At 54.8% G+C, this 20,527-nt stretch carries 9 protein-coding genes and 1 pseudogene; 7 read left to right on the forward strand and 3 right to left on the reverse strand.

Going from position 1 to position 20,527, the window contains the following annotated elements; all coding sequences use genetic code 11:
* Positions 1-3: 3 nt before the first annotated feature.
* Together PHA01_RS03335 and PHA01_RS03340 are read right to left on the reverse strand one after the other, a co-directional pair.
* Positions 4-1,494, reverse strand: coding sequence for a D-Ala-D-Ala carboxypeptidase family metallohydrolase (locus PHA01_RS03335; RefSeq protein WP_271893329.1), 1,491 nt, complete (start codon positions 1,492-1,494; stop codon positions 4-6).
* 555 nt (positions 1,495-2,049) lie between these two features.
* Positions 2,050-2,892 (reverse strand): hypothetical protein, encoded by an 843-nt coding sequence (locus PHA01_RS03340; protein ID WP_271893330.1) that lies wholly within the window; start codon positions 2,890-2,892, stop codon positions 2,050-2,052.
* Between the two features lie 270 nt (positions 2,893-3,162).
* Here PHA01_RS03340 and PHA01_RS03345 point away from each other — a divergent pair, with 270 nt between their 5' ends.
* A complete protein-coding gene (locus PHA01_RS03345) occupies positions 3,163-3,951 on the forward strand; it encodes a M15 family metallopeptidase (RefSeq protein ID WP_271893332.1) in 789 nt (262 codons plus the stop codon).
* A 146-nt stretch (positions 3,952-4,097) separates the two neighbouring features.
* A complete protein-coding gene (locus PHA01_RS03350) occupies positions 4,098-6,821 on the forward strand; it encodes an esterase/lipase family protein (RefSeq protein ID WP_271893334.1) in 2,724 nt (907 codons plus the stop codon).
* Positions 6,822-6,839: 18 nt separating this feature from the next.
* Here PHA01_RS03350 and PHA01_RS03355 read toward each other — a convergent pair.
* Positions 6,840-7,417: pseudogene (locus PHA01_RS03355) on the reverse strand (integrase core domain-containing protein); the annotation flags it as partial.
* A gap of 2,376 nt (positions 7,418-9,793) precedes the next feature.
* On the opposite strand from PHA01_RS03355, the gene PHA01_RS03360 reads away from it, so the two are divergent.
* From PHA01_RS03360 to PHA01_RS03380, 5 genes are all read left to right on the forward strand, one after another.
* Entirely contained in the window at positions 9,794-12,559 is a 2,766-nt protein-coding gene (locus tag PHA01_RS03360) for a hypothetical protein (protein WP_271893335.1), read from the forward strand.
* An 855-nt stretch (positions 12,560-13,414) separates the two neighbouring features.
* The gene (locus PHA01_RS03365) at positions 13,415-14,572 is read left to right on the forward strand and encodes an alpha/beta hydrolase family protein (protein ID WP_271893337.1); all 1,158 of its coding nucleotides are present in this window, start codon (positions 13,415-13,417) and stop codon (positions 14,570-14,572) included.
* Complete coding sequence (locus PHA01_RS03370) at positions 14,569-16,422, forward strand: caspase family protein (protein ID WP_271893339.1); 1,854 nt, start codon at positions 14,569-14,571, stop codon at positions 16,420-16,422. The genes PHA01_RS03365 and PHA01_RS03370 overlap by 4 nt, the downstream gene beginning before the upstream one ends.
* A complete protein-coding gene (locus PHA01_RS03375; protein ID WP_271893340.1) occupies positions 16,388-17,362 on the forward strand; it encodes an AAA family ATPase in 975 nt (324 codons plus the stop codon). The genes PHA01_RS03370 and PHA01_RS03375 overlap by 35 nt, the downstream gene beginning before the upstream one ends.
* A complete protein-coding gene (locus PHA01_RS03380; protein WP_271893341.1) occupies positions 17,359-20,523 on the forward strand; it encodes an SAV_2336 N-terminal domain-related protein in 3,165 nt (1,054 codons plus the stop codon). The genes PHA01_RS03375 and PHA01_RS03380 overlap by 4 nt, the downstream gene beginning before the upstream one ends.
* The last annotated feature ends 4 nt before the right edge of the window (positions 20,524-20,527 follow it).

Consider the following 20,527-nt stretch of genomic DNA (forward strand, 5'->3'; position numbering starts at 1 on the left):
GCCTCAGCCAGTCCAATCCTTATTTTCGCCACGGGTATCGACGTGGACAAATGTGCCATAAACACCGATCCCACCCTTGAACATGCCATTGGCGCGATAGGCTCTAAGCTTTGAACTCCATGATGCCGGATTTCCAGTTTGCATTACGAAATCAATAGCTTTGTACTGCATGTGGAAACTGTTGGCGGCGCTGCCTTGGATGCACGTATTGTACTTCGGCGAGCGATAAAGGCTTAGCAGACGTACAGCAGCCCCCACGTCACCGCGGAGTTTGTCGATAATCGCGGCCGTGGGACCTATGTTTGTCCAAAGTTTCTCCGGCGGATAGGTATTTAGGCTTGCGCATCGCCCGGACCGGTCCTGGCCTCCAAGAAAAAGGAGTTCGTCAACCGTAATATGGCGTAATCCCAGGCCATCGGCGAATACACGGAACTTATCATAAAGAGGCCATGCAGCATGTGGACTGGTGCCCGTCGACGGCATGGACATAACTGGGGACACAACGTCTGTACCATTCGCCTCGCCGGATTCAGGGTCAGGCAATAGGATGTCTGTGTTCCAAGCAACTGCTCCGCTCGCAACAAGATCGGCTATCGGCGAAGGTGCGGACAACTCCTTTGCTGTTATGGCCCGACCGGTCAAGCCCCATGCGTTAAGATTGTAGGTAGAGCCATGCACCACTCCGCTTCCAGCGACAAACGTCAATTTCCTTCGTTTGACGTCCTCCTTCCAAGCCGTGCTGCTTCCGGCAGCTATTGCTTCGGCAAATTGTTCACGCAAGGACGTTCCTGTTGCGACCGAAGCTCCGATTGCAGCAAGAGACTTTCGCTCGGTCTCATCAAGCCTGTTTTGGACAGCTGTGTCATACCACAGGGCGGCGTCGAGATCAGAACGTACCTTGATCGTGGGAATGAATTGATCGAGGTGTTTGCAGGCGGTCTCCCAATAAATGCTTCTCGCCCGTTCCATCTGGGCACGTCGATTTTCGGGATAAGTGCCCAGTCGGGAAAAAGCCTTCTTCCATGGTTCAGTGACCTCTGAGCGGGTCGGCCCGAGAGAAACCGAGTTGGCCCACGCGATCTTTTTCGTCTCCGGAAGGTCGAGAGCTGTTAAAAGCTCGGTGTGGAGGGCGCCGAATGCTTCAGACAAGCATCCCGGCTTTAGTCTTTCGATTGTCGTCAGTAACTGCTTCAGTTCACCATTGACGAGCGTAAATCCAATCAGCCCGAAAGTAAGCCCGGCTCCGTCGAAGTTTCCTACGACTTTGTCGAATTTAGTGCCTTCGAAGTCGGACGTCACACCTAAACATAGGTCAAACAAAGACGGTGGGGAGACACCGGTGAGTTTGATCCACTGTTCTACTGTTATTCCATTGCTCGGTGCGAAGCCGTTAGCCGATTGCCAGCGACGCAATGCACTTCCCGTAACGCCACCGAAGTCGCCGTCCGGATCGACCGCTTGACCGGAGCGGCTCAAGGCGAGTTGAAGCGCCATCACTACCGGTCCATTGACGCGCCGGAATTGCGATCCGGCCGCACTTATGACGGGTCGTTGCGGGGCGTCCCAAGTGAACGTCTCCGAGGGATCGGAGGGCCTTGACGGGCCATTGCCACCCGGTGTTTGCGGCCCTGTCCCGATAGGATCCGGCTCCCCTGGGAGAGAGTTCAGTGACCGTCCTGGAAGGCCCGATGAGGGATCAAGCTGTGCGCGGATCTTTTGAAGGTCACCAACGAGAAACATGGAGATATCGTTGCTGACCGCAGCGATTGCGCCGTTAAGAATGCCAGAAAGCGCCGCCACTTGTTCGGCAGACGCTGTCATTCTCTGCAGCTCTAGTTGGCCTTGCAGGTCCGCCAGATCCTGGAGCGCGGCAGCGATGCTCGTCTGAACGGCAGGCTTCCCGGCCGCCGCCTGAAATGCAGCCCTTAGTCGATTTCGTGTTTCCTCAATGAGATAGACGAATTGATCCATTTCCCCCCAACTCCACTGCTGCAGTTTAGACATTTCCCCCGACGATCAGCTGGCCATCTACCAGTTACTGGTTCGGGTTTAGTTGGCGGCCAACTCGGCCAAGTCGCGTCTTGCAGCCTGAGACGCGGCTCCTAATTCGCTGGATGCCGCGGCTATCCCCTCTACGGCGTCAAGCGCGGAGGCCGGTGCTTCAGCTGCTCGCTTTGCAGATGCAAGAGCGTCAATTGATGCATCGATCAGGATAATCCAGTCTGCGAGGAGTTTTCGGTAAGCCACTACCCGTTGTCGGTCGTCAGGAGTGCCGGCAGTTGGACTGGCACGAATGCGGTTCAACGTTGGCGCATTCAGCACCAAAAACATGTCCTTCGTGCTGCTTCGTAAAGCGACTAGAATCGCTCGCACAGCGGGATAGTAGGCCACCACATAATATCTGAACCGTTCTCTCGACCGAGCCTTCAGCGCAACGAGCAGAAAAGGCTTCACTTGTGAAAACGCTGCATTTAACGCCGCTCCCATTGCAGCCGCTTCTGCAGGATGGCCAGGACCGGTCAAGGCCGCGGTATCAACTGCTGCTTTGGACAGAGAGGAGTTCATAGCTTGGACTTTGGCGACGAGAGTATCCGCAGTCTGTCCGGATGAAAGGCCGTATAGGAGGTCATTATAAATTACGACAGTTTGGAATGCGTTGCGGAAGGCTCTCGTGGCGGGCGGGTCAACGGCGTCGGTGTAATATCGGGCGAGGTCCGGATCAAATTGGAGAGCATCGCGCTTCCGACTGTCCTGGAAAAACAATGCTCGCTCTTGTAAGGCAAGTTGATCGAGTATTGCTGTTGATGCTGCAGACGCTTGCAGTGTTGTAGACCTGTATAATTCAAATTCTGCCACGCCGCGTGTGCTACAACCGCCCATCAAAAGTATCATAAGTATCCGTACGCAGCGAAACGTAAAGTCCGCAGAAAAATATCCTATCAACGCCTCCGCCCCCGCTGGAAAACGATTCAAATAACGCGACATTTGCTTTAGAAGAAAATAAAGGTTCCCATTAATTAAGAATAGTACCTCCAATTATTACAAAATACAATCAGAAATACCTTATCTAATTCAAAGTGACTACAGAAATAATTCGTAATGCGTGTATTATCAAAAATTTGGACCATCAACATGAAGTTCTGCGCCTTGGGGAGAACGCAAATGTCGATTGCAAGTTATAATCATCCGCTGTTTGGGCTCGTCACCTTCAAGACGAAACACTCAGGATGGGTGCGAGGTGACGACATCACATTCGCAAGCGGTTTCGACATCAATCAGATTCAAGTCGTGCATATACCGCAGCTTGAAAAGATACCGGGAACCCATGGGGGTAATCTCAAGTTTCATCAGCGCGCTCACGCCCAAGTTCTGGCCGCTTTCGCTGAGATAGAGCGCTTGGGTTTGATGCATCATATCAAGACTTGTGCCGGCTCACTGAACTTCCGCCTTAAAAAACCGACCTCTGGAAGGCTGAGCAAGGAGCCGTCCAATCATGCATTTGGCATCGCCATTGATCTGAACGCGGATGACGGTTCCCTTGGCGCCTCGGTGGCTCCAGTTGCGCCGGTCTTCGAGAGCCTTGGGTTCCGTTGGGGCAAGGCCTTCAGCGATCCCATGCACTTTGAGATCAAGACATTCGTCGATCACCCGAAAGCGTTGTCCAGCCCCGTCGCCGTGACGATTGACGGAAAGAAGAGCGCTTTGGAGGCAAAGAATCTGTTCGGCGATGTCGTCGCCAAGCTCTCTGACCTTGAGAAACTGTTTGATCTCGATGTGACGTCAGCGTCGGAATCGAGCGTTATCGTCCAAGGCAAAACCGGCACCGCACTGACGGAGCTGCGCCAATTCGGCGATCAGGTCTACGCTTCACTTCTGCCTTTGGCCGGAGTGGGCGGCTTCCATAGTCACTTTGACAATGTGTCCAAGGTTTTGCATTTGACAAAGGCCTGACGCGCCAGCGTCGGCTGCGTCAATTCAGAAACTGGAATCGAGCCAATCGATCAGACTGCGCCGAGCAGCGGAGGCGCTGGGGTTGTGACTGGCGGGGCAATCGACCAGCGCCGCACTGTTGAAAAAAAGGTTCTAGGAGGCACGCCTTGTCCATCAACGCCGCGCGAGCGAAAATTTTTCTCGTTCATGGGACGTGGGGCAGAGGCTTTGACCCAGACAGAAACACACAAAGAGAAGTCGCGGGCGATCCCACTTCCTCTCGGTGGTTTGAGCCTGGATCCAGATTTCGAGTGGCGCTAAGCTCCGGACTGTCAGGCCTGGTTCCCGAGACAGATTTCGGCGCATTTCTGTGGTCCGGAGCAAATTCTATAGAGGAACGGCGGAGCGCCGCGGCGCGTTTGGCCCAGGCGCTCGACGAAAGTGTCGCAGCAGCCCCGAATGCGCGCCATTTCATCATTGCTCATAGTCATGGCGGAAACATTGCGCTCGACGCACGACAAGCAATGTCAGCGAACACGCTGCATGTTCATATCATAACCTTAGCCACACCATTTCTCTCTATTTGCGAAAGAGCTCCATGCATTACCGACAAGCTTTTCGCTGCCTGCCTTTCGATTGGTGCGGCCGTTTCCGCGATCTATCTCTCGATGGCATGGGCCGTTCATGCGACCAGTGATTTCGCTACCATCGCTCTAGCCACCGTGTACGGTTCTATCTTGATTTTGTCGGTTGTCTTCGGTGCCGCCACGCTCATTAGCCGAGTCTATCAAGCGGTTCTAAGGAAACAGCCAATCGGCCCACCTCGATCGAAAGCTCTGAACTCAGCGAAGAAGATCAACAATCAGGGCTTGCTGGCGGGCGGTTTGTTGCTATGTGCAGGATGGCTCGCATTGGGAATTGATACTGCGATGTTTCTATTGACTCTGTTGTTGCCGACTTCACTGGTGTTCTTCATTTCCCTCGCCGCAGCAAACAATTTATTATATTGCACCCGATGCGGGAAGCCAAACGACGACCGAATTATGCCAAATCTAATGATCTTACGGAGTCGGCGCGACGAAGCCAGCCTTGGATTGTTCTTTGGGAAGATCGCGGGTTTTTTGGCGCATGTTGCAGGGTCAATAACGATAATTGTGCCGAGCGCCGCGGGCCTAGTTGCCGCAGTAGTCGTTTACTATGTGGTCGACTTTTCGTTCTCGCAGTATCATCAGTACCAAGAATGCATAGCACGCGGCACTTTCTGCTCCATTCCTGGCGAATATATTTTAATGGTGCTTGTTGGCATGGGGCATTTTATGGCCCGGATCTCCCGCTACCTCGCTTTTGGATTTTTTATATGCGTGACCTTTGTTTTGGTTGCAGCCATGTGCAAGTCGCTGTTCGGAAGAGAACTTCTATGTCGTTCATTGAATGTGACCGTTGATGCATATGATACACCGGGCGGTTCAGATGCTTACAGCGTATATTGGTGCGCGCGGCTCAATGAGAGCGCGTTTGGTCTCCACCATTCGCTTTACAACAATCCTGATACTGTTAGGAAGGTCATCGCTTACGTAGATCAGGTTTGCGCGGCCGACTGGAATCGGGAACTGCCGGCCGCCGCGGTACAGGACTACGAAACCCGCCCAAACAAGACATGGCGCAAACCCCTTGCAGTTACCGTTGCGGCAAGTGTTTATGCCATAGCTATAATGGTGGCCTCCGCTCCACCGGGCGCAACCCCAAGCTGGTGCGCCTTAAGATATTATTTCGAGCCGTCCGGTCAGAAAGGCGGGTTCACCGTCTTTGTGGCAAGATTCGATAACGACGGTGAGGACATAAGCGGTCGTCTCGCGAAGGAAATCAACCGTCGGTACGGTTTGCACGTTATCCGGACCTGCCTTCGCGTGACGAGCTCCGTCGAGGACGCGTCCTCTCCAGAAAGTCTTTTTTCGAGCTACAATCCAGACCTAATAATTTGGGGTAAGAAAACAGAGCGAGGACAGACCACGTTCCAGCTGAGGCTACGTCGTCAGCAATCGGGCGCTATGCCTATGATGCTTACGTCGATTGGTATCGCAGAATTTGTCACCAAGCAGTTGCAAGGCTATCTGATCCGCGCAATTGAGGATTCTGCCCTGGATTTGACTTCTCATGAACCGGCTGACAATCTCATTGAATATGCCGATCAGGTCGCAGCATTTGTACAGGCCGCCGATTGGAGCAACGCGCCGTTAGGAGACCAGCTGGAAAGGTCCGAACGCGCCGCGAAGAACGAAATTGGGATGAACGCCGCAGCAGGCAGGTCGATGTTGGCAGCGGCGTTGGCCTCCAATGATGGTCTACGTGCAAAAAAAGCAATCGTTTACTTCGAACGTGCCTCCTCGATTTTGAACAGTTCAGCGGCGTTCAAGGACATTGTCGCAGACAACTGGGCGGGCGAATATCGTCTCGCATTACTTACGGACGCGCGATTGAACAAAAGCGAAGCTTCCGCGAGGCAGGCAGCGACATTGTACCTCAACGATTATGACGAGGCCGTGCAAAGTCCTGGAGTTTCGAACTACGACTTACAGCTATATGCTGGCATCGCTGCTTCAGCAATTTCGGAGCTTTATGCGATCACCCAAAATCAGAACGATGCGAAGTCTGCGATTCGTCTTGCATGCCAGAGTTTGGTTCGGCAGCGCTATTGGGGGAGCGACTATGAAAAAATCGAGAAACTTGATGCCCCTCTAACCAAGCAGGGGTTGCAGCGGGGCATAATTCAGAAACTTCCGCCTCCTACGCAGAGCGAGGCGTATAAGATTCTGGTTCGCTTCGGCAAGGATCCGTCCGTTATCTTCAGGTCGGTGCCGGAGATGGAGGTGGATGAATGCACGACTTTCTGACGGGTATTCGCTACGGATGGACCGGGTTTCGAACTCATAGGGCGTCATGCCGCCAAGGCTGGTGTGGCTCGGTTCAGATCGATGATCTGGCGGGCGTGTCGATAGCTGGTGAAGTGATAGTCGTTGAGGCACTCATCAGGAAGTCTGCCGTTGCAGCTTTCAACACAGCCCTTCTGCATCGGTTTTCCCGGCGCGATATAGTGGCATTCGACCTGATGTCCCTGCTGCATTTCAGGATGGTATTCGAGGTCAGTTCAGTGCCATTGTCCGAGACAACCATGCAGGAATTCCACGGCGTTCGACGATTCTGTCCATCTCCCTGCCAACGCGCGTTGCCGAGATCGAATTATCGACGATCGTTGCCAGACATTCGCGGAGTCATGATAACGTACAGCACCCGAAAACGGCGGGGGTCGGTTAATGAATCCGAGATAAAGGACCTTGGTGGATCGCCATCGGCGCACGTGTGCCAAGCGCTCGTTTACGATCCCCACGCGTGCGCACCATCACGTGCTCCTCCTTGTAGAGACGGTAAAAACTTCTTCCAATTGACCTCGAGACCCTTCACACTTCAGCAGAATGTGAAACCGGCGGTACCTGTTGGCTATTTGACCTGTTCCGATTGGAAAGTGCCAAACTACAAGCATGGCAGACTCTTGGGGGACCACGATTCATGGAGGGCGTTCAAACCAAAGGCGGTAAGGGATAAACTGGACAAGCACCAGGGAATCGAGAACAGCATCCGAAGCAACTTTACGAAGCGTTCGGCAACCTGGCGGCGCATCCGACCCGCAAATCGGCGGCGATGCTTTCTCATGATGACGAGCCCGCTCCAAGCGGTCCATTTTACGTGCCTTCATTGTAGCGGCTAAGCTTTCAGATGGATGGCATTGGTATTGAAGCCAGTAACATGATCGCCGATGTTGTCGACCAAGATGATGCTATGCCCACCGCTTGGGGCAGGGGTCTATGAACTAGCTGCCATTGTAGACTTTTGGCCACCAATCAAAAATGGGCCAATCAGTTGTCATCGGTGTTTTCAAAGGAACCGTTGTCTCCATTAGCTGTCCTAGCTTCGAGCGCCCCGTGCCGCCCCTAATGTTCCCGTTCTGTGCTTCGAAAGTTGCACAATATCCAATGGCGACCTTGTCGATCATTTGGTACGTGAACTGCACGTTGCGGTTCGCTGCTGGCCCGACACCAGGATTCATGGAATATTGCGCGACAACCTAGGCATTGCCGCTCTGGACGAATGGTCCGCTTCGTCGAGTACCAGTACAAGAGAACGCTCGGACACCATTCCTCAAAAGGGTTTCGCAACAAGACCGATAATGCGACGGTATTAGGTCTCGTAACTTGTTGGGGCTGAAAAGGTATCATGTCGGGCCGTCACGGCTCGCTTCACTGAGGAAATGCGACATCAATGGCATCCCGGCGCCTCTTTCGATGCGCGTCATTTCCGATGTACCCTGATAGAACCTGCTCAGGTCGCCAACCATATCTCGTAGCAAGCTGTTTGAAGCCGTTACTTCCCACGGAGTTCGCAACTCCAGTAGCGATCGCGAGACTTCTACTGTCGGTCCAGCCGTGCTCCAAGGCCAGATCAATCGTGGGCTTCATCAAGTCGAGCCATGCCTGGTTTTGGATGCTGTGAGACGCAGGGCTATTAACAAATTGAACCATGCCCTCGCGCCACCATCTCTGGGAGTAGCAACCCCATCCAGTATCGTTTCCTCTGTGCTTCCCCGGTCTGCATTTACTGGAGTAGCTAGCAACCATATCCTCCTTCGATCGCCCGAAATATTTTTTTGTATCCATGAGTCTATAGAGGGCAGCCAAGCCACCCCGAGCGAAATTAGCGATGCCGACGGTGCCGCCGTCTAGGGCGAAAACTTGAGTGTATGTTTTCGATTTCCCGTTGCGGGCCAAAACCTTCCAGAGAATTTCCTGCGGGACACTCGACTTGGCAAAGTCTTCATAATTGCCGAAAGTCAGTTTAGCTGCCTCAGCCGGAAGCCAAGCTTGAGCTGCGAGCACTGTTGTAACTAGTCCTATGCGCCTTGAGATCGCGTACAATCGGCCATACCGGTAACGCATTTGGTTACCCTCCTGTTTACGCTGCTCTTGAGCAGCTGTTTGTATGTCACTAGTCACCGCTCGTGATACCCCAAAGCCATTCTCTGCGGGCCAACTGTCTGATCCCGCAGGTTGATGTACTTTTCATCGAATGCTCAATTCATATGAGCGGAAACTTCGCTGCTGTATTCACAGGAGTAACTTTCTCATAGGAGACCCCATACCAATTCGTGGACGCTGGAGCGACGGATCTCGAGATATCACCGCTTCGGGCATTATTGGTTGCCCATAAACTTTACGAACTATCGTACACCGGCCTTCTGCGGCCCGCTGAGCGATTCGTCAAAGGACTCAACCACGGTTACGTCTCCACTGGCTCAAACACACAATATCGCAAGCGCCTGAGCGCGTTGAGGCATCTACGCGAAAAAAAAGATGCTATAGATGTTAACTCGACTGCGAACCGGAAGTTCGCCATGTAATAAGATCCCCAACCCTAATAACCCATCAACTTCGATCTTCGCTTTCAAAGATATATTAGTTTTGATCGATTTGCTAACCCTTTTGGAATACTTGGCAATGATTTAACTGAAGCGTATAATTTTGATCGGGGAAAAAGTAATATCCATTTCGGCAGGGGCGAACATGGAAACCAAGCAACTATTTATCCAAAAGTGGATGGCAGCCGGTAGGGTGGGCGCTCCAGCGACGGGTTTGGTGAAAAGTGTTGCAATTTATGTTTGTGTCTATCCTCAGCTCGTGAAGGTTGATAGTGCCATAGGTACAATACCGGCCCCACGCTTTCGTTCTGGTAGCGTAAGAATGTCGGCTATAAAACTCATCGTCCCCGACGCCGCTTCCAAAACAACACGAACGCAGAGCGCGCAAGGTGAGGCATGAAAAACTCACCGATGCGCCGCCCTGCAGCAAGCTTTTTCTGGGGTTTAATGTGGATTATGCTCGCCCTCGGCTTGGTAGCCGCGGTTCTGTTTTGGCGTGTCTTGAAACCGGATGGGTCGAGTTGGACCGCATGGGCGCTGGAGATCGGTGTCTGGGCCGGCGCCTTCGGTTTGTGTGCGCTGCTACTCAGGTTGATATCCGGTGCGACAGACCTTCTGTGGACCCTCGCCGCCATGTGGCGGCCCCTCGTCCTTGTCCTAGCAGCCGCTTATCTTCTGTTCTCTAATGACCAGGGGCGTGAACTCGGCGTCGGCCTCTTGGCCGAGAACAATGGGTGGCGGCTCTTCTTTCTGTTTTTGGCTCTAATCTATTGGGCGACCAATAACTGGCATACGGCACGCCTCGGCCTGCGTGCTGCTGTAATGCACGGCGATATCCCCGCTCCTTTGGGCGACGACAGGTGGATGTTCTGGCCACCGCGTCTCCTTGGCGTCTGTGCGCATCTCTTCGCGGCGATCAATCTCTCTCTAGCGGCCCAAAGCGAACCGGCGTTAGCCTCAGGCAGATTGTGGCTTGTTGCGTGGACAGCGCCGCTGGTCATAGTAGCCGCGACGGGTCTGGCCTGGTCCTTCGATCGACTTGTTGTGTCGCAGCGAAGGCCCCGCGAAAGAACGACCTTAAGCTTTATCACCAGCGCAGGCGTCGCGATTCTCATGTTCGCCGGCATCCCGGGCTTCATCGCAGGTATTGCCAAATTCATTACATCGCTTCCACCCGGATTTTCATGGGGAACGTTCTGGATCAGCTCCTCGGCGGTCGTCTTCCTGAATGTTATCAGCTGGCACCGCAGGCGGCCGATTGGGGTCGGTTTCTCCAAGGCAGAAAGGGCATCCAATGACAAACGTGAGAACCGGCAGATTCTTCTCTTTACGGCTGGGCTGTTTCTCATTGCAGTAATTTTCGCCTGCGCGACATGGACTGACGCCGTCTCCGTCGGACGAACCTTGGGATCGATGGTGGTCGCCTATTTTGCGCTGGGGGCGATCCTGGCCTTGGTCAACGCCGTCGAGTTTGCGGTCACTTGGTTGACTGAAAAGGGCGTGTTCGGTCAAGGGGCCAGTATTCGCGTTGTCGGTGCCTACGCGGCCGTCTTTCTGATCGCCATTGGGGTCCTCAATGCGTGGCTGCATCCGTTCCACCGGGTGCGTACCTGTGACGGAGATTGCATCGCTACAGAATTGCCCGATGACAGACTGACCGTCGCCGTCGCGGCCCGTACTTGGTACGAGCAGGCTAAGGCCGCCTACGGCAGGACGCACGGGGAGGGGCCCGTGCCGATGGTGATCGTCGCAACGGCTGGAGGTGGCATCCGAGCAGCCTATTGGACGGCGGAGATCCTTGAAAAACTCGCAGGCGATTTCGAGGACGAGGACGGGTTTAAGGAAGAAGGAGGCGTTCGTCCCTATCTGTTCGCCATCAGCGGTGTCTCCGGAGGCAGCGTCGGCGCCACCGCCTTTGAGGCGGCTCTGGCGGAGCGCGATAAGCGTTCATGCAGGGTAGGGGTCAAGGACCCGACGTGTCCACGCGCCACGATGTTTCTGACCGCAGATTTCCTCGCGCCGGCTCTTGCGAACCTAGTGTTTGTCGATGCGCCGTCGAGCTTTTTGCCGCACTTTGGTCAGGTCGATCGCGGCACGGCGCTCGAAAGAAGCTTCGAGTATGCAAGCGGAGACCTGCTGGCGCGACCGTTCCTGAGCTTGTTTCCTTACAAAAAAGATTCAGCAGCGGAAGGCAAAACGCTGTGGCGTCCCGTTCTTCTACTCAATGCCACACATGAAGAAACCGGCAAGCGCATTATCACCGGCCACGTCCTGATTGAACGCAATGTGTTCATCGATAGCCTCGACGCGCTGCATGTGCTGGGGAAGGACGTGCGAGCGAGCACTGCCGCTCACAACAGCGCGCGCTTTACATACATCTCTCCGGCTGGCGATCTCGGTGATAGACGCGGTTCGGTGATCGACGGGGGATATTTTGAGAACTATGGTGCTCTTACTGCGCTCGAACTCGCCCGCGCCGCGAGGTCGGAATTGAGAGACGAGCATCCTGGGGTCAAGCTGGTTATCCTGATGATCAGCAGCGATCCAGGCCTTGAACAGGCCCATGAGCTAGTACGGATCAAAGAAGCCAAAGACCACCGACAATGCTTGGTGAGCATCGCCGAGCATGAAGGCGCGCCGTCCGGCGCTTCGCATAAACCCGATGAGTCGCCAAACTATCTTTCGCTCAATGAGGAGGAGGTTCAGAACGCCTGGCTCAACGAATTTATTGCGCCATTCCAGGGCATAAAAAACGTGCGCGAGGCGCACGGAAACCGCGCCGCGGCCGAACTCGCTGTGCAGATCTGTGCCGAGTTTCGCAATCGAAGAAGCGCGCCTGCGTCCGCGCCTCCATCGACGACCTCATCGCTGTCCCCACAGGTGCAAACCAACGCCCCGCTCGACAAATCTAAGAACGAGAGCGTTAACCAGTCACCACACGTCGAGGCGAGCCCCGAAGATCCGTACTTCGCTCATCTGGCGATGTGCACGGAAGGAGTTCCACCACCGGTCCAGGCCCCTCTTGGCTGGGTCTTGTCAAGCGCGACCCGAACGGCCTTCCCAGAGCTTCTTCGCAGTCAATGCGAAAACGGTACGGAGTTGGAGCAGCTCGAAATCGCTATTGGGAAGAAGGATTTGTCACGACAAGCAAGCGGCCCATAAACCTGCGGGCAAACTGCGTGCTATCGCCAGAGGCTTGCCGGAGCTCCTGGCGTCGTACCAGACGCGTGGGGCGGGGAATTCGCTTTCGACGAGGATATTGCCGAGCAAGCGGCAGTTGGCGGAGATCCAAAAGGCACTTGCGACGGATGTCCAACATTCGAGCTTAGCGGAAATCCCGCAGCATGTTCAAGGGCGGGATTGGTGTTTACCGGACGTGTGTTCTCGTCGATGCACGTGGCGAAAATAAGGATTGGATTAGCTGAGACTAGTAATATCAAGGGGGCAAAAGGAATTATGGTCAATTTTTCGAAGATAATCATGAATGGTGTGGGGTCATTATCTTGGCCCTCCTAGTAATCGTCAATGTCATCGGCAAATGGAGTGTGATGGATTCGGTAGCGCTTCCTGCCTGGCAATCACCGGTCTTGTCGTACTTCTTACCGCGCTAGCGTCTATTGGCATTGCCAGCATAAGGGGCACCGGTGTCACAGCGACGGTAAATGCTGTAACGTGCGACATGAGTTTGACTTCAGATATTCCAGAGGGGCTTGGACACTCAGCTTGACCGACAGTTCGGGGAGAGCCATCAACGCCCCCCATCGATCACGGTTACCGCAAATGTCCAGGAGCCTGCCAAATAAAGGGTGCCCGTATCAGCAAGCTAACCTTTATATCACGTGTCAAGTGAAAGAGAATGCGAAAGAAAGAACACGAAAATCGTCGTTACAGATCACAGACGAGCTAGGGTAATATCCGCTGGGGCCGTGGCTACAGGATGAGCTTTATATTGAACCCGCTAGATGGCGTCTTGGATCGGACTGACGACAAAAAATTGTTCCAAGATGGGGGGACAGAATGACCGGAAGCATCGTTTTCGTGAACGGTACGGGCGTACGCCTGAAAGGGTACAAGACGAATTTCGACCAGATCCGCCGGCAATGCGTCGCGGCAGGTATTACGGCCGATCTGCTAGATTGCGCCTGGGGTGATCCGTTCGGCGTGATCTTTGAGGGGCGGTCGCTTCCCGATTCCACAACGGACCAAAAGGAAGCGATCGAACTGGCCCGCTGGCGATGGCTGTTCGATGATCCTCTGTTTGAACTTGACAAATTGACGATACGAGTCTCTCTCGCCGGAGCGCCGCTACCGCCGGGAAAGATGTCGGCCTGGCAAGTGCAATGGGACCGCATCGCCGGATACAAACCCAGTCCGGAACTCCAGCAACTGTTACAACGCGGCGGTTTGCGGGACGATTGGGACAAGGCCTGGGCGGAGATCGCATTGGTCTCACCGATCCCCAAGCTGGCTTTCCAGCGATCTGGTGAAGCCGGCGAACCTGTCGAGGCACCTAAGGCTCTTGCACGAGCGATGATCGCCCGGATGCATGTTATGGCCACCGATGCGGGGCGCCGTGGTCCCGCCGGTGAACTGCGAAAGCGAATGCTGGAGCGCCTGTACGAAGACTGGCAATGCAATATTGCAGGACCGGGACAATTCCTAATCAACCTGTTCTCACGCGCTGCGACAACACTAATCCGCCGCAACCGCAACCGCATCAATGAAATGATTTCCCTGCCGATAGGCGATATCCTTTTGTACCAGTCGCGCGGCGTCGAGATCCGGGATTTTATTCGCCACAAGATCGAAGAGGCGCCCGGGCCAGTGACACTAGTGGCCCACAGCCTCGGCGGAATTGCCTGTGTGGACATGCTGGCCGAAACCCCCGTTTCGAAGATTAAATGCCTCGTGACCGTCGGTTCGCAGTCCTCCTATTTCTACGAGATCGACGCTTTGTGGTCTATAAAGGCGCCGGCATCGATTCCCGGCAACTTTCCCCCTTGGCTAAACGTCTATGATCGGGACGACTTTCTTAGCTTCGTTGCTGCGCCGCTTTTCCCTGGTCGGGTCACTGACCGCGAGGTGCGTTCTGGCTTACCCTTCCCGGATTCACACGGGGCCTATTTCACCAACCCGGATGTCTGGAACGCCATTAGGGCGCAGATCGAAGCATGACCGTGCACGCCCTCATCGTCGGCATTGGCCGTTACGCGCTTGGCGACTGGGACCTGGAAGGGCCCTGCGCAAACGCCATGGCAATAGCTCGATGGCTCCGCAGCCAAGGGGTCAAGGCGGATCAAATGAAAATCTTCCTCGCGTTGGACCCCCACTCCGAGGCGGCCGCGGACGCCTTTCGAGCCGACGATTTCGTGTTCGAAGACACAGGAAGCTTCGACGCCATTAATACTTACTGGCGGTCCAAAATGGCGTTGGACGTGGAGCCAAACACGACGCTCTTCGTATACTGGTCTGGACATGGCGTCGTCGGTCAGCAAGGCGAACGCGTCTTTTTCTATTCGGATTACAGCGAAGACCTCACAACCAGCGTCTTTCACGCCGACAACTTTCTTAAGCACCTGCGTGCGAAAAAATATGCTGCCTTTAGTGACCAGATAATACTTGCCGATGTCTGCGGCAATTTCACTGAGTTATCGATTGCTAGTAACGATGGCGGCCCAGACAACCAAACGACCACCCGTCAATTAGCCTATTTCGCCACCCGTCCTGGCAAGCCGGCGATTATGGCAGGCGGCATGGGCGTCTTCACTCACAGCCTGCTGGAGGTTTTAAAGGATAAGGACCTGCCACTCCATCACCAGCACTTCGTCGACGAAATGAACGTTCGTTTCGAACGTGCGGAGGACCAGCCGTATTGTGTCAGGTATCTCGCCGATGGCAGGCAAGGCGAAATTGGTTTTCGCGATGCGAGCAACGTTTTTTCTACCATGGCTTATAAACTGCTTGCGGGTGTGGATCGTGGCTCGGACTATTACTACCCTCTGTTATTGAGGACGTTCAAGCACATTTCGGCGCCGCAGCCGACCGCTCAACTTTCGTTAAGGAGCATGATCGATTTGCTGGCCGGTTTCGGCGGTGACGCGCCGGATCAAGCGTCCTATGCCCTGGTCGAATTCATGATGCGAATCGACCGAGAGCTCCGTCTCCAGCCGGTAAAGGCGTGGCTGGAAGAATATAGCCACGGCAGTGTCCGCAAGGATATTAGCAAACAGATAAATCACGAATCCTCACGGCGAGTTATTCTGATTGATGTCGAGGAGCAGGGCGAGGCCCTGGACGGCTTTACCGGTATGGTCTGTTACCGTGACTACAGCTTGGTCGAGTGTGAGAAGCCGTTTAGCTGCAAAACGCCCGACTGGACAAAATTTGGCGAAAAGGTTGGCGCATTCATTGGATCATTGAGCGGACGCCAGCCGAACATTGAATTCGAGGTCCACTTTGTGGTTAATCCTGTGCTATTCGATTTTCCCTTCCATCAAATTGAACTATCGAATGGCTGCCAGATCGGCAATGAAATGATCTGCCTAATACACTACCGTGATCGCGCCTGGCAGTTCGGAGGATTAGCGGAGCGGTCAAAACAAACGCACGCGATGCTTCGTCCACGGCGACACGCTATGACAGTGCTACCAGTTCAAGCCAGCCCGGCGCCGCTGCCGCTTGAGGAAGGCGTATACTACGCCGCCTTCACACTCTGTCCCACCGACTCGCGCAATCCGGCCAAACTGAACATACTTAATCTTTTGAAGCGTGGAGCCCCCTATATCTGTTGGTTTCACAAGCCATTCGATGGCGAGCTTGGGAAAATGGGCGACGATATACGAGACCTGCTAACAACCGGTGGAATGGAACGCTTTCCGGATCAACTGCATTTTTGGCGGCTTTCGGGGAGTCGGACGGCCGGGCACATGACCGCTTTGTGGGACGACGAGGATTTCGACTTCCCTATCAAGTCCATGAAAGGACCTACCGATGAAGGATTGGAAGATATTTCGCGGCGACGGTAAGATACACGACGAGCTCCGCAACCTGCCGGCGCCGCCGCCTTGGCGTTTTAACCGACCTGCCGCACCAATCGGTCAGGCCATCAAGGAAGATCTTTACCAGGATCCCCGCGCGGAGGCCTTTCGTCCTTCTGAGGCAATGATCCAAGCGGTGAACGCCGCGCTTTACTTGCGCCGGCCGCTTCTGCTTACGGGAAAGCCGGGCACCGGAAAATCGACCTTGATCACCAAAGTGGCGCAGGAATTGCAACTCGGCCCGATCCTTCGATGGCCGATCAATTCGCGTTCGACCGTCCGCTCCGGGATCTACGAGTATGACGCCGTGGGCCGCCTTCACGCGGGTGGTAGTGTGGAAAATTACGTGGTACTCGGACCGCTGGGCACCGCCCTAATGGCCGTACGCAGACCACGGGCGCTGCTGGTTGATGAGATTGACAAATCCGACCTGGACTTCGCTAACGACCTGTTGAATGTCATAGAGGAGGGTGAGTACGAGGTTGCTGAGTTGAGGCGACTTGCCGAACGGGAAGTTACTGTGCGAGACGCATTGGGGCAACAGCTAACTGTTCGCGACGGTCGGCTTGGCGGCGGACACTTTCCTTTCGTTGTAATGACGTCCAACTCCGAACGCGAATTTCCCGCCGCCTTCCTGCGGCGCTGTGTCCGGGTGACGATAGCACAACCTGACCAAGGACAGCTCGAAGAGATCGTCAACGCACAATTCCAAAAATATTTTAACGCAACGCAGCGCAAGGACGTCACCGATATAATTAGCTATTTCCTGCATAAGCGCGAGGAAGGCGATGTGTCGACTGATCAGCTGCTGAACACAATTTTTATGACCATCGCTCTGCGCGAGGATGCTAGCCTGAGTTATACGCAGGGTGATCTCGAGAAATTGAAGACCACGCTGCTGAGTCACCTGGGCGAGACTTACATATGACACTGAAACTGCTGATCTCCGTCCTGAACGAAACCGGTTTCGACGTCCAGCCGGACAACCTGATGGACGCGCTCTGGCTGACACAGCTGGTCGGGAAAAAGCCGCGGAATCGAAGAAAGACAGCTAAACGCCAGTTGTCGCCACAACAGCCAACACATCCGGAATTCAAAGAGACAAAACCAGTTCCGCCGGAGCAGGAATGGGAGCAACCGACAGGACTAGCGCTTGATGAATTTCGGCCAATTTTTATTCCCAATTTGGGGACCACGGGTCGGCGGGTCTCGCCAATTGCCATACCGGCCGCCCGCGCGCTTCCCGACCGCCTGAAATTGATGCGCGCGTTGCGCCCGCTGTGCCGGCGATGGCCGTCCGGCCGGGTTCTCGAGATCGATGAGGAAGATACAGCCCAACAAACCGCCGAATGGCGGAGTTTGGGTAGCCAAACATATTATCCCGTCTTTCGTCCCCAACGCGAGTGCTGGTTTGAGCTCGAGCTGGTTCTCGAAGATGACTCCGCTATCGAGCTTTGGCGCGAATCCTTGCACGATTTTTCAAAGGTGTTGGCTGATACGGGCGGCTTTCGACGGGTTCGCCTATGGCGACTCCGTCTCGGGAAGGCCACGAAATCCGGGCATTTCCGCTCCAGTTTTCTGGAATCTCCGGCCGGCGGTCAGATGCCCGCTGGGGTTTTTTCCGGCGGTACTCGCCGTCTCATACTGTTTGCCAGCCACGGCAGTTCGCCGCACTGGCGCAGCGGAGTCTATCCACGCCTACTCAAAGCGTGGGCTGCCGATTCTGGCGTTTCGCTGCTTCACTTACTTAGCAAGAACATGTGGATACGCACGGCCCTCGGTGCACCACACGGCGTGTGCTGGACACATCGACCAGTCGAGAATGAGGCGACCCTTGACGTGTCGGCATACTGGTGGGCTGATGTTGACGTATCCAGTCGAACCCTTGCTCTGCCAGTGTTACCGCTGGAGGCCAGCGCTGTTCGAAATTGGGCTGCCATGCAAATGGGGCGCAGCAGTCCGAACCCGGTCTACCTCCTTGATACCAGTATTGTTTCTGAGCCTGATCCACCGACGACGATCGAACGCGCGTCTGATTTAGCCAGCCGGGTGAACGCCCTGAAGGCAACTCCGCAAGCCTTCCGTCTCGCGGTCATTCTGAGCGTCGGCCCATTTACCATCCCTGTTGCGCGCTTGGTGTTGGAAGCAACGTTTGGACGGGTGGATCATTATCCGATAGCCCAGCTTCTCCTGTCAGGGTTGATCAGGGCATATCGGCCAGCGATTAGGGTTTCTGAGCATCAGACGACCATTTATGAAATCGACCGCCTGGCAGTCCCGATCCTGCAGCGCTCTTTGCACGAAAGTGAGCTCAAGGCACTTTCCGCTGATATTTTCGATGCCGTATCGAACCACCTAGCCAGAACAGCAGGACGCCATGCGACAACAGAGAGTTTTACCCCCGATGAAAACGGGCGCTACCGGCTGCCGGACGGGCTGCAAGCCTTTGCCCGCTTTGTTACCTCGTTGCGCACGAAACCTGGCCGCCCTCAAAATGCCCTCGCCATGCTCAACGCTTTTCTACGCACTCAATCGCGGCGCAGCGAAGGTCGTCTGGCGCGTATCGCCACTTCTCGCCAGCCTCTCACGCCCAGCTTGATGAATTCCGATATTTGGGATGGCTTGCTGTTGGCTCGCATCAGTGACATCGACGCGGGCGGCGAACGTCGGTTTTACCCGGCTGTCCAATCGGCGCTCGCCGGGCGTGCCACAACTCACCCACTGCTGGGTGTTACTATTCTGTGGGTCGACGATCGTCCCAGTAACAACGTTTTTCAGCGCGAACATTTCCGGTCTCTGGGTGCGGAAGTGAGCGACTGCCCAACAACCGCGAAGGCTGTGGAACTGCTTGGCACCGATCAATTCGATCTCGTGATCAGCGACATGGGCCGTCGGGAAGACGGGAGAGAGGTGTCGCGAGCTGGCTTTGATCTGCTCAAGCGGGTGAATACGCATATTCTTCCTGTAATCATCTTTGCGGGGGAGTTCGCTTCCTCTGCTGTCCGGAGAGATGAAGCTCTAGCTGCGGGGGCATTTGGTTGCACCAACCGGGACGATGTTCTTGAGGAGCTTGTTCGAGCGGCCAGCCAAAAGACGGGACCTTATCCGGTCTCGGTAGTACGCAAGTCATGGCGAGAGTTTTGGAATGAGGGCGTGGACCATGCGAATGCACGCCGCAATCAACAAGCACTAGAAGCTTATATGATGGCGCTCGAACTAGCCGAAGCGACGGTGGACAACAATGAGCGAGCTAAACTTCAGTCCTACATATCTGCCATGCTGAAACGGCTTGGACGACTCAGCGAAGCTGAGGAATATGCCCGCGCGGCGTTGCGCATCGCGAAGGACGAGACCGTTCGTATAGACGCTTTGTACAACCTCGCCTGCGTTCAGGCTCTGTCAGGGAACCGCGATCCGTTGATGTCGTCGATCAGGGAGCTCGGCCGGAACGAACACGGCCGAAACATGATAAGAAGCAATTTGGGAAACTACTTCGCTGACTATGCCGAGGATTTTGAGTTTTTGAAGGCAGCGCGGATTAACGTGAAGGGCACGCCCGCAGAGTCGGTGGCGCCACCCCCGGAGCCAGTCAGCGTAGTCGACGATCCGCAGATGCGACACGCTGGCGCCACTGTTTTGTTCGAGGATATGCCTGACGGGACTGCCATGCGAGGCTCACTCGTAAACGCGCTTCAGGTAGTTGCCGACCAACGTGGTGAAGTGGTGGCGGTGTCATTAGAAGCCTTAGACGAAAGGATCCGGTTATTCGATCATTCCAGGTTGAACATCATTGCTGCTCACGATTTGAGAACCCGGCCAGGGGATAAGAGTAGTGTGATCAGTCACTTCGAGGCATGGGACAGCAAAATCGACCAATCTGTGCGACGGTACTTCGCTCAAGAGCCGAAGATCATGCGAATCGCCGTGCTGTTCAAGAACTGCGATCGGTTTGATGGCCTACGTTTCGATGAGGGGTTATCGGTACGTCGATGGAATTTGCTAAAAGCAGAAGTGGGCCCGACCAACTGGGAGCTCGACGACGAGGATGTCAGACATCTCGAGCGTATCAGGCAACAGTTTATGGAGTAACGGA

Source organism: Candidatus Phyllobacterium onerii, from assembly GCF_028331445.1.
Lineage (GTDB): Bacteria > Pseudomonadota > Alphaproteobacteria > Rhizobiales > Rhizobiaceae > Phyllobacterium > Phyllobacterium onerii.

Coding starts and splice junctions, on each gene's coding strand:
- PHA01_RS03335 (WP_271893329.1), bottom strand. CDS start 1,494: ATGGCGCTTCAACTCGCCTTGAGCCGCTCCGGTCAAGCGGTCGATCCG.
- PHA01_RS03340 (WP_271893330.1), bottom strand. CDS start 2,892: ATGATACTTTTGATGGGCGGTTGTAGCACACGCGGCGTGGCAGAATTT.
- PHA01_RS03345 (WP_271893332.1), top strand. CDS start 3,163: ATGTCGATTGCAAGTTATAATCATCCGCTGTTTGGGCTCGTCACCTTC.
- PHA01_RS03360 (WP_271893335.1), top strand. CDS start 9,794: ATGAAAAACTCACCGATGCGCCGCCCTGCAGCAAGCTTTTTCTGGGGT.
- PHA01_RS03365 (WP_271893337.1), top strand. CDS start 13,415: ATGACCGGAAGCATCGTTTTCGTGAACGGTACGGGCGTACGCCTGAAA.
- PHA01_RS03370 (WP_271893339.1), top strand. CDS start 14,569: ATGACCGTGCACGCCCTCATCGTCGGCATTGGCCGTTACGCGCTTGGC.
- PHA01_RS03375 (WP_271893340.1), top strand. CDS start 16,388: ATGAAGGATTGGAAGATATTTCGCGGCGACGGTAAGATACACGACGAG.
- PHA01_RS03380 (WP_271893341.1), top strand. CDS start 17,359: ATGACACTGAAACTGCTGATCTCCGTCCTGAACGAAACCGGTTTCGAC.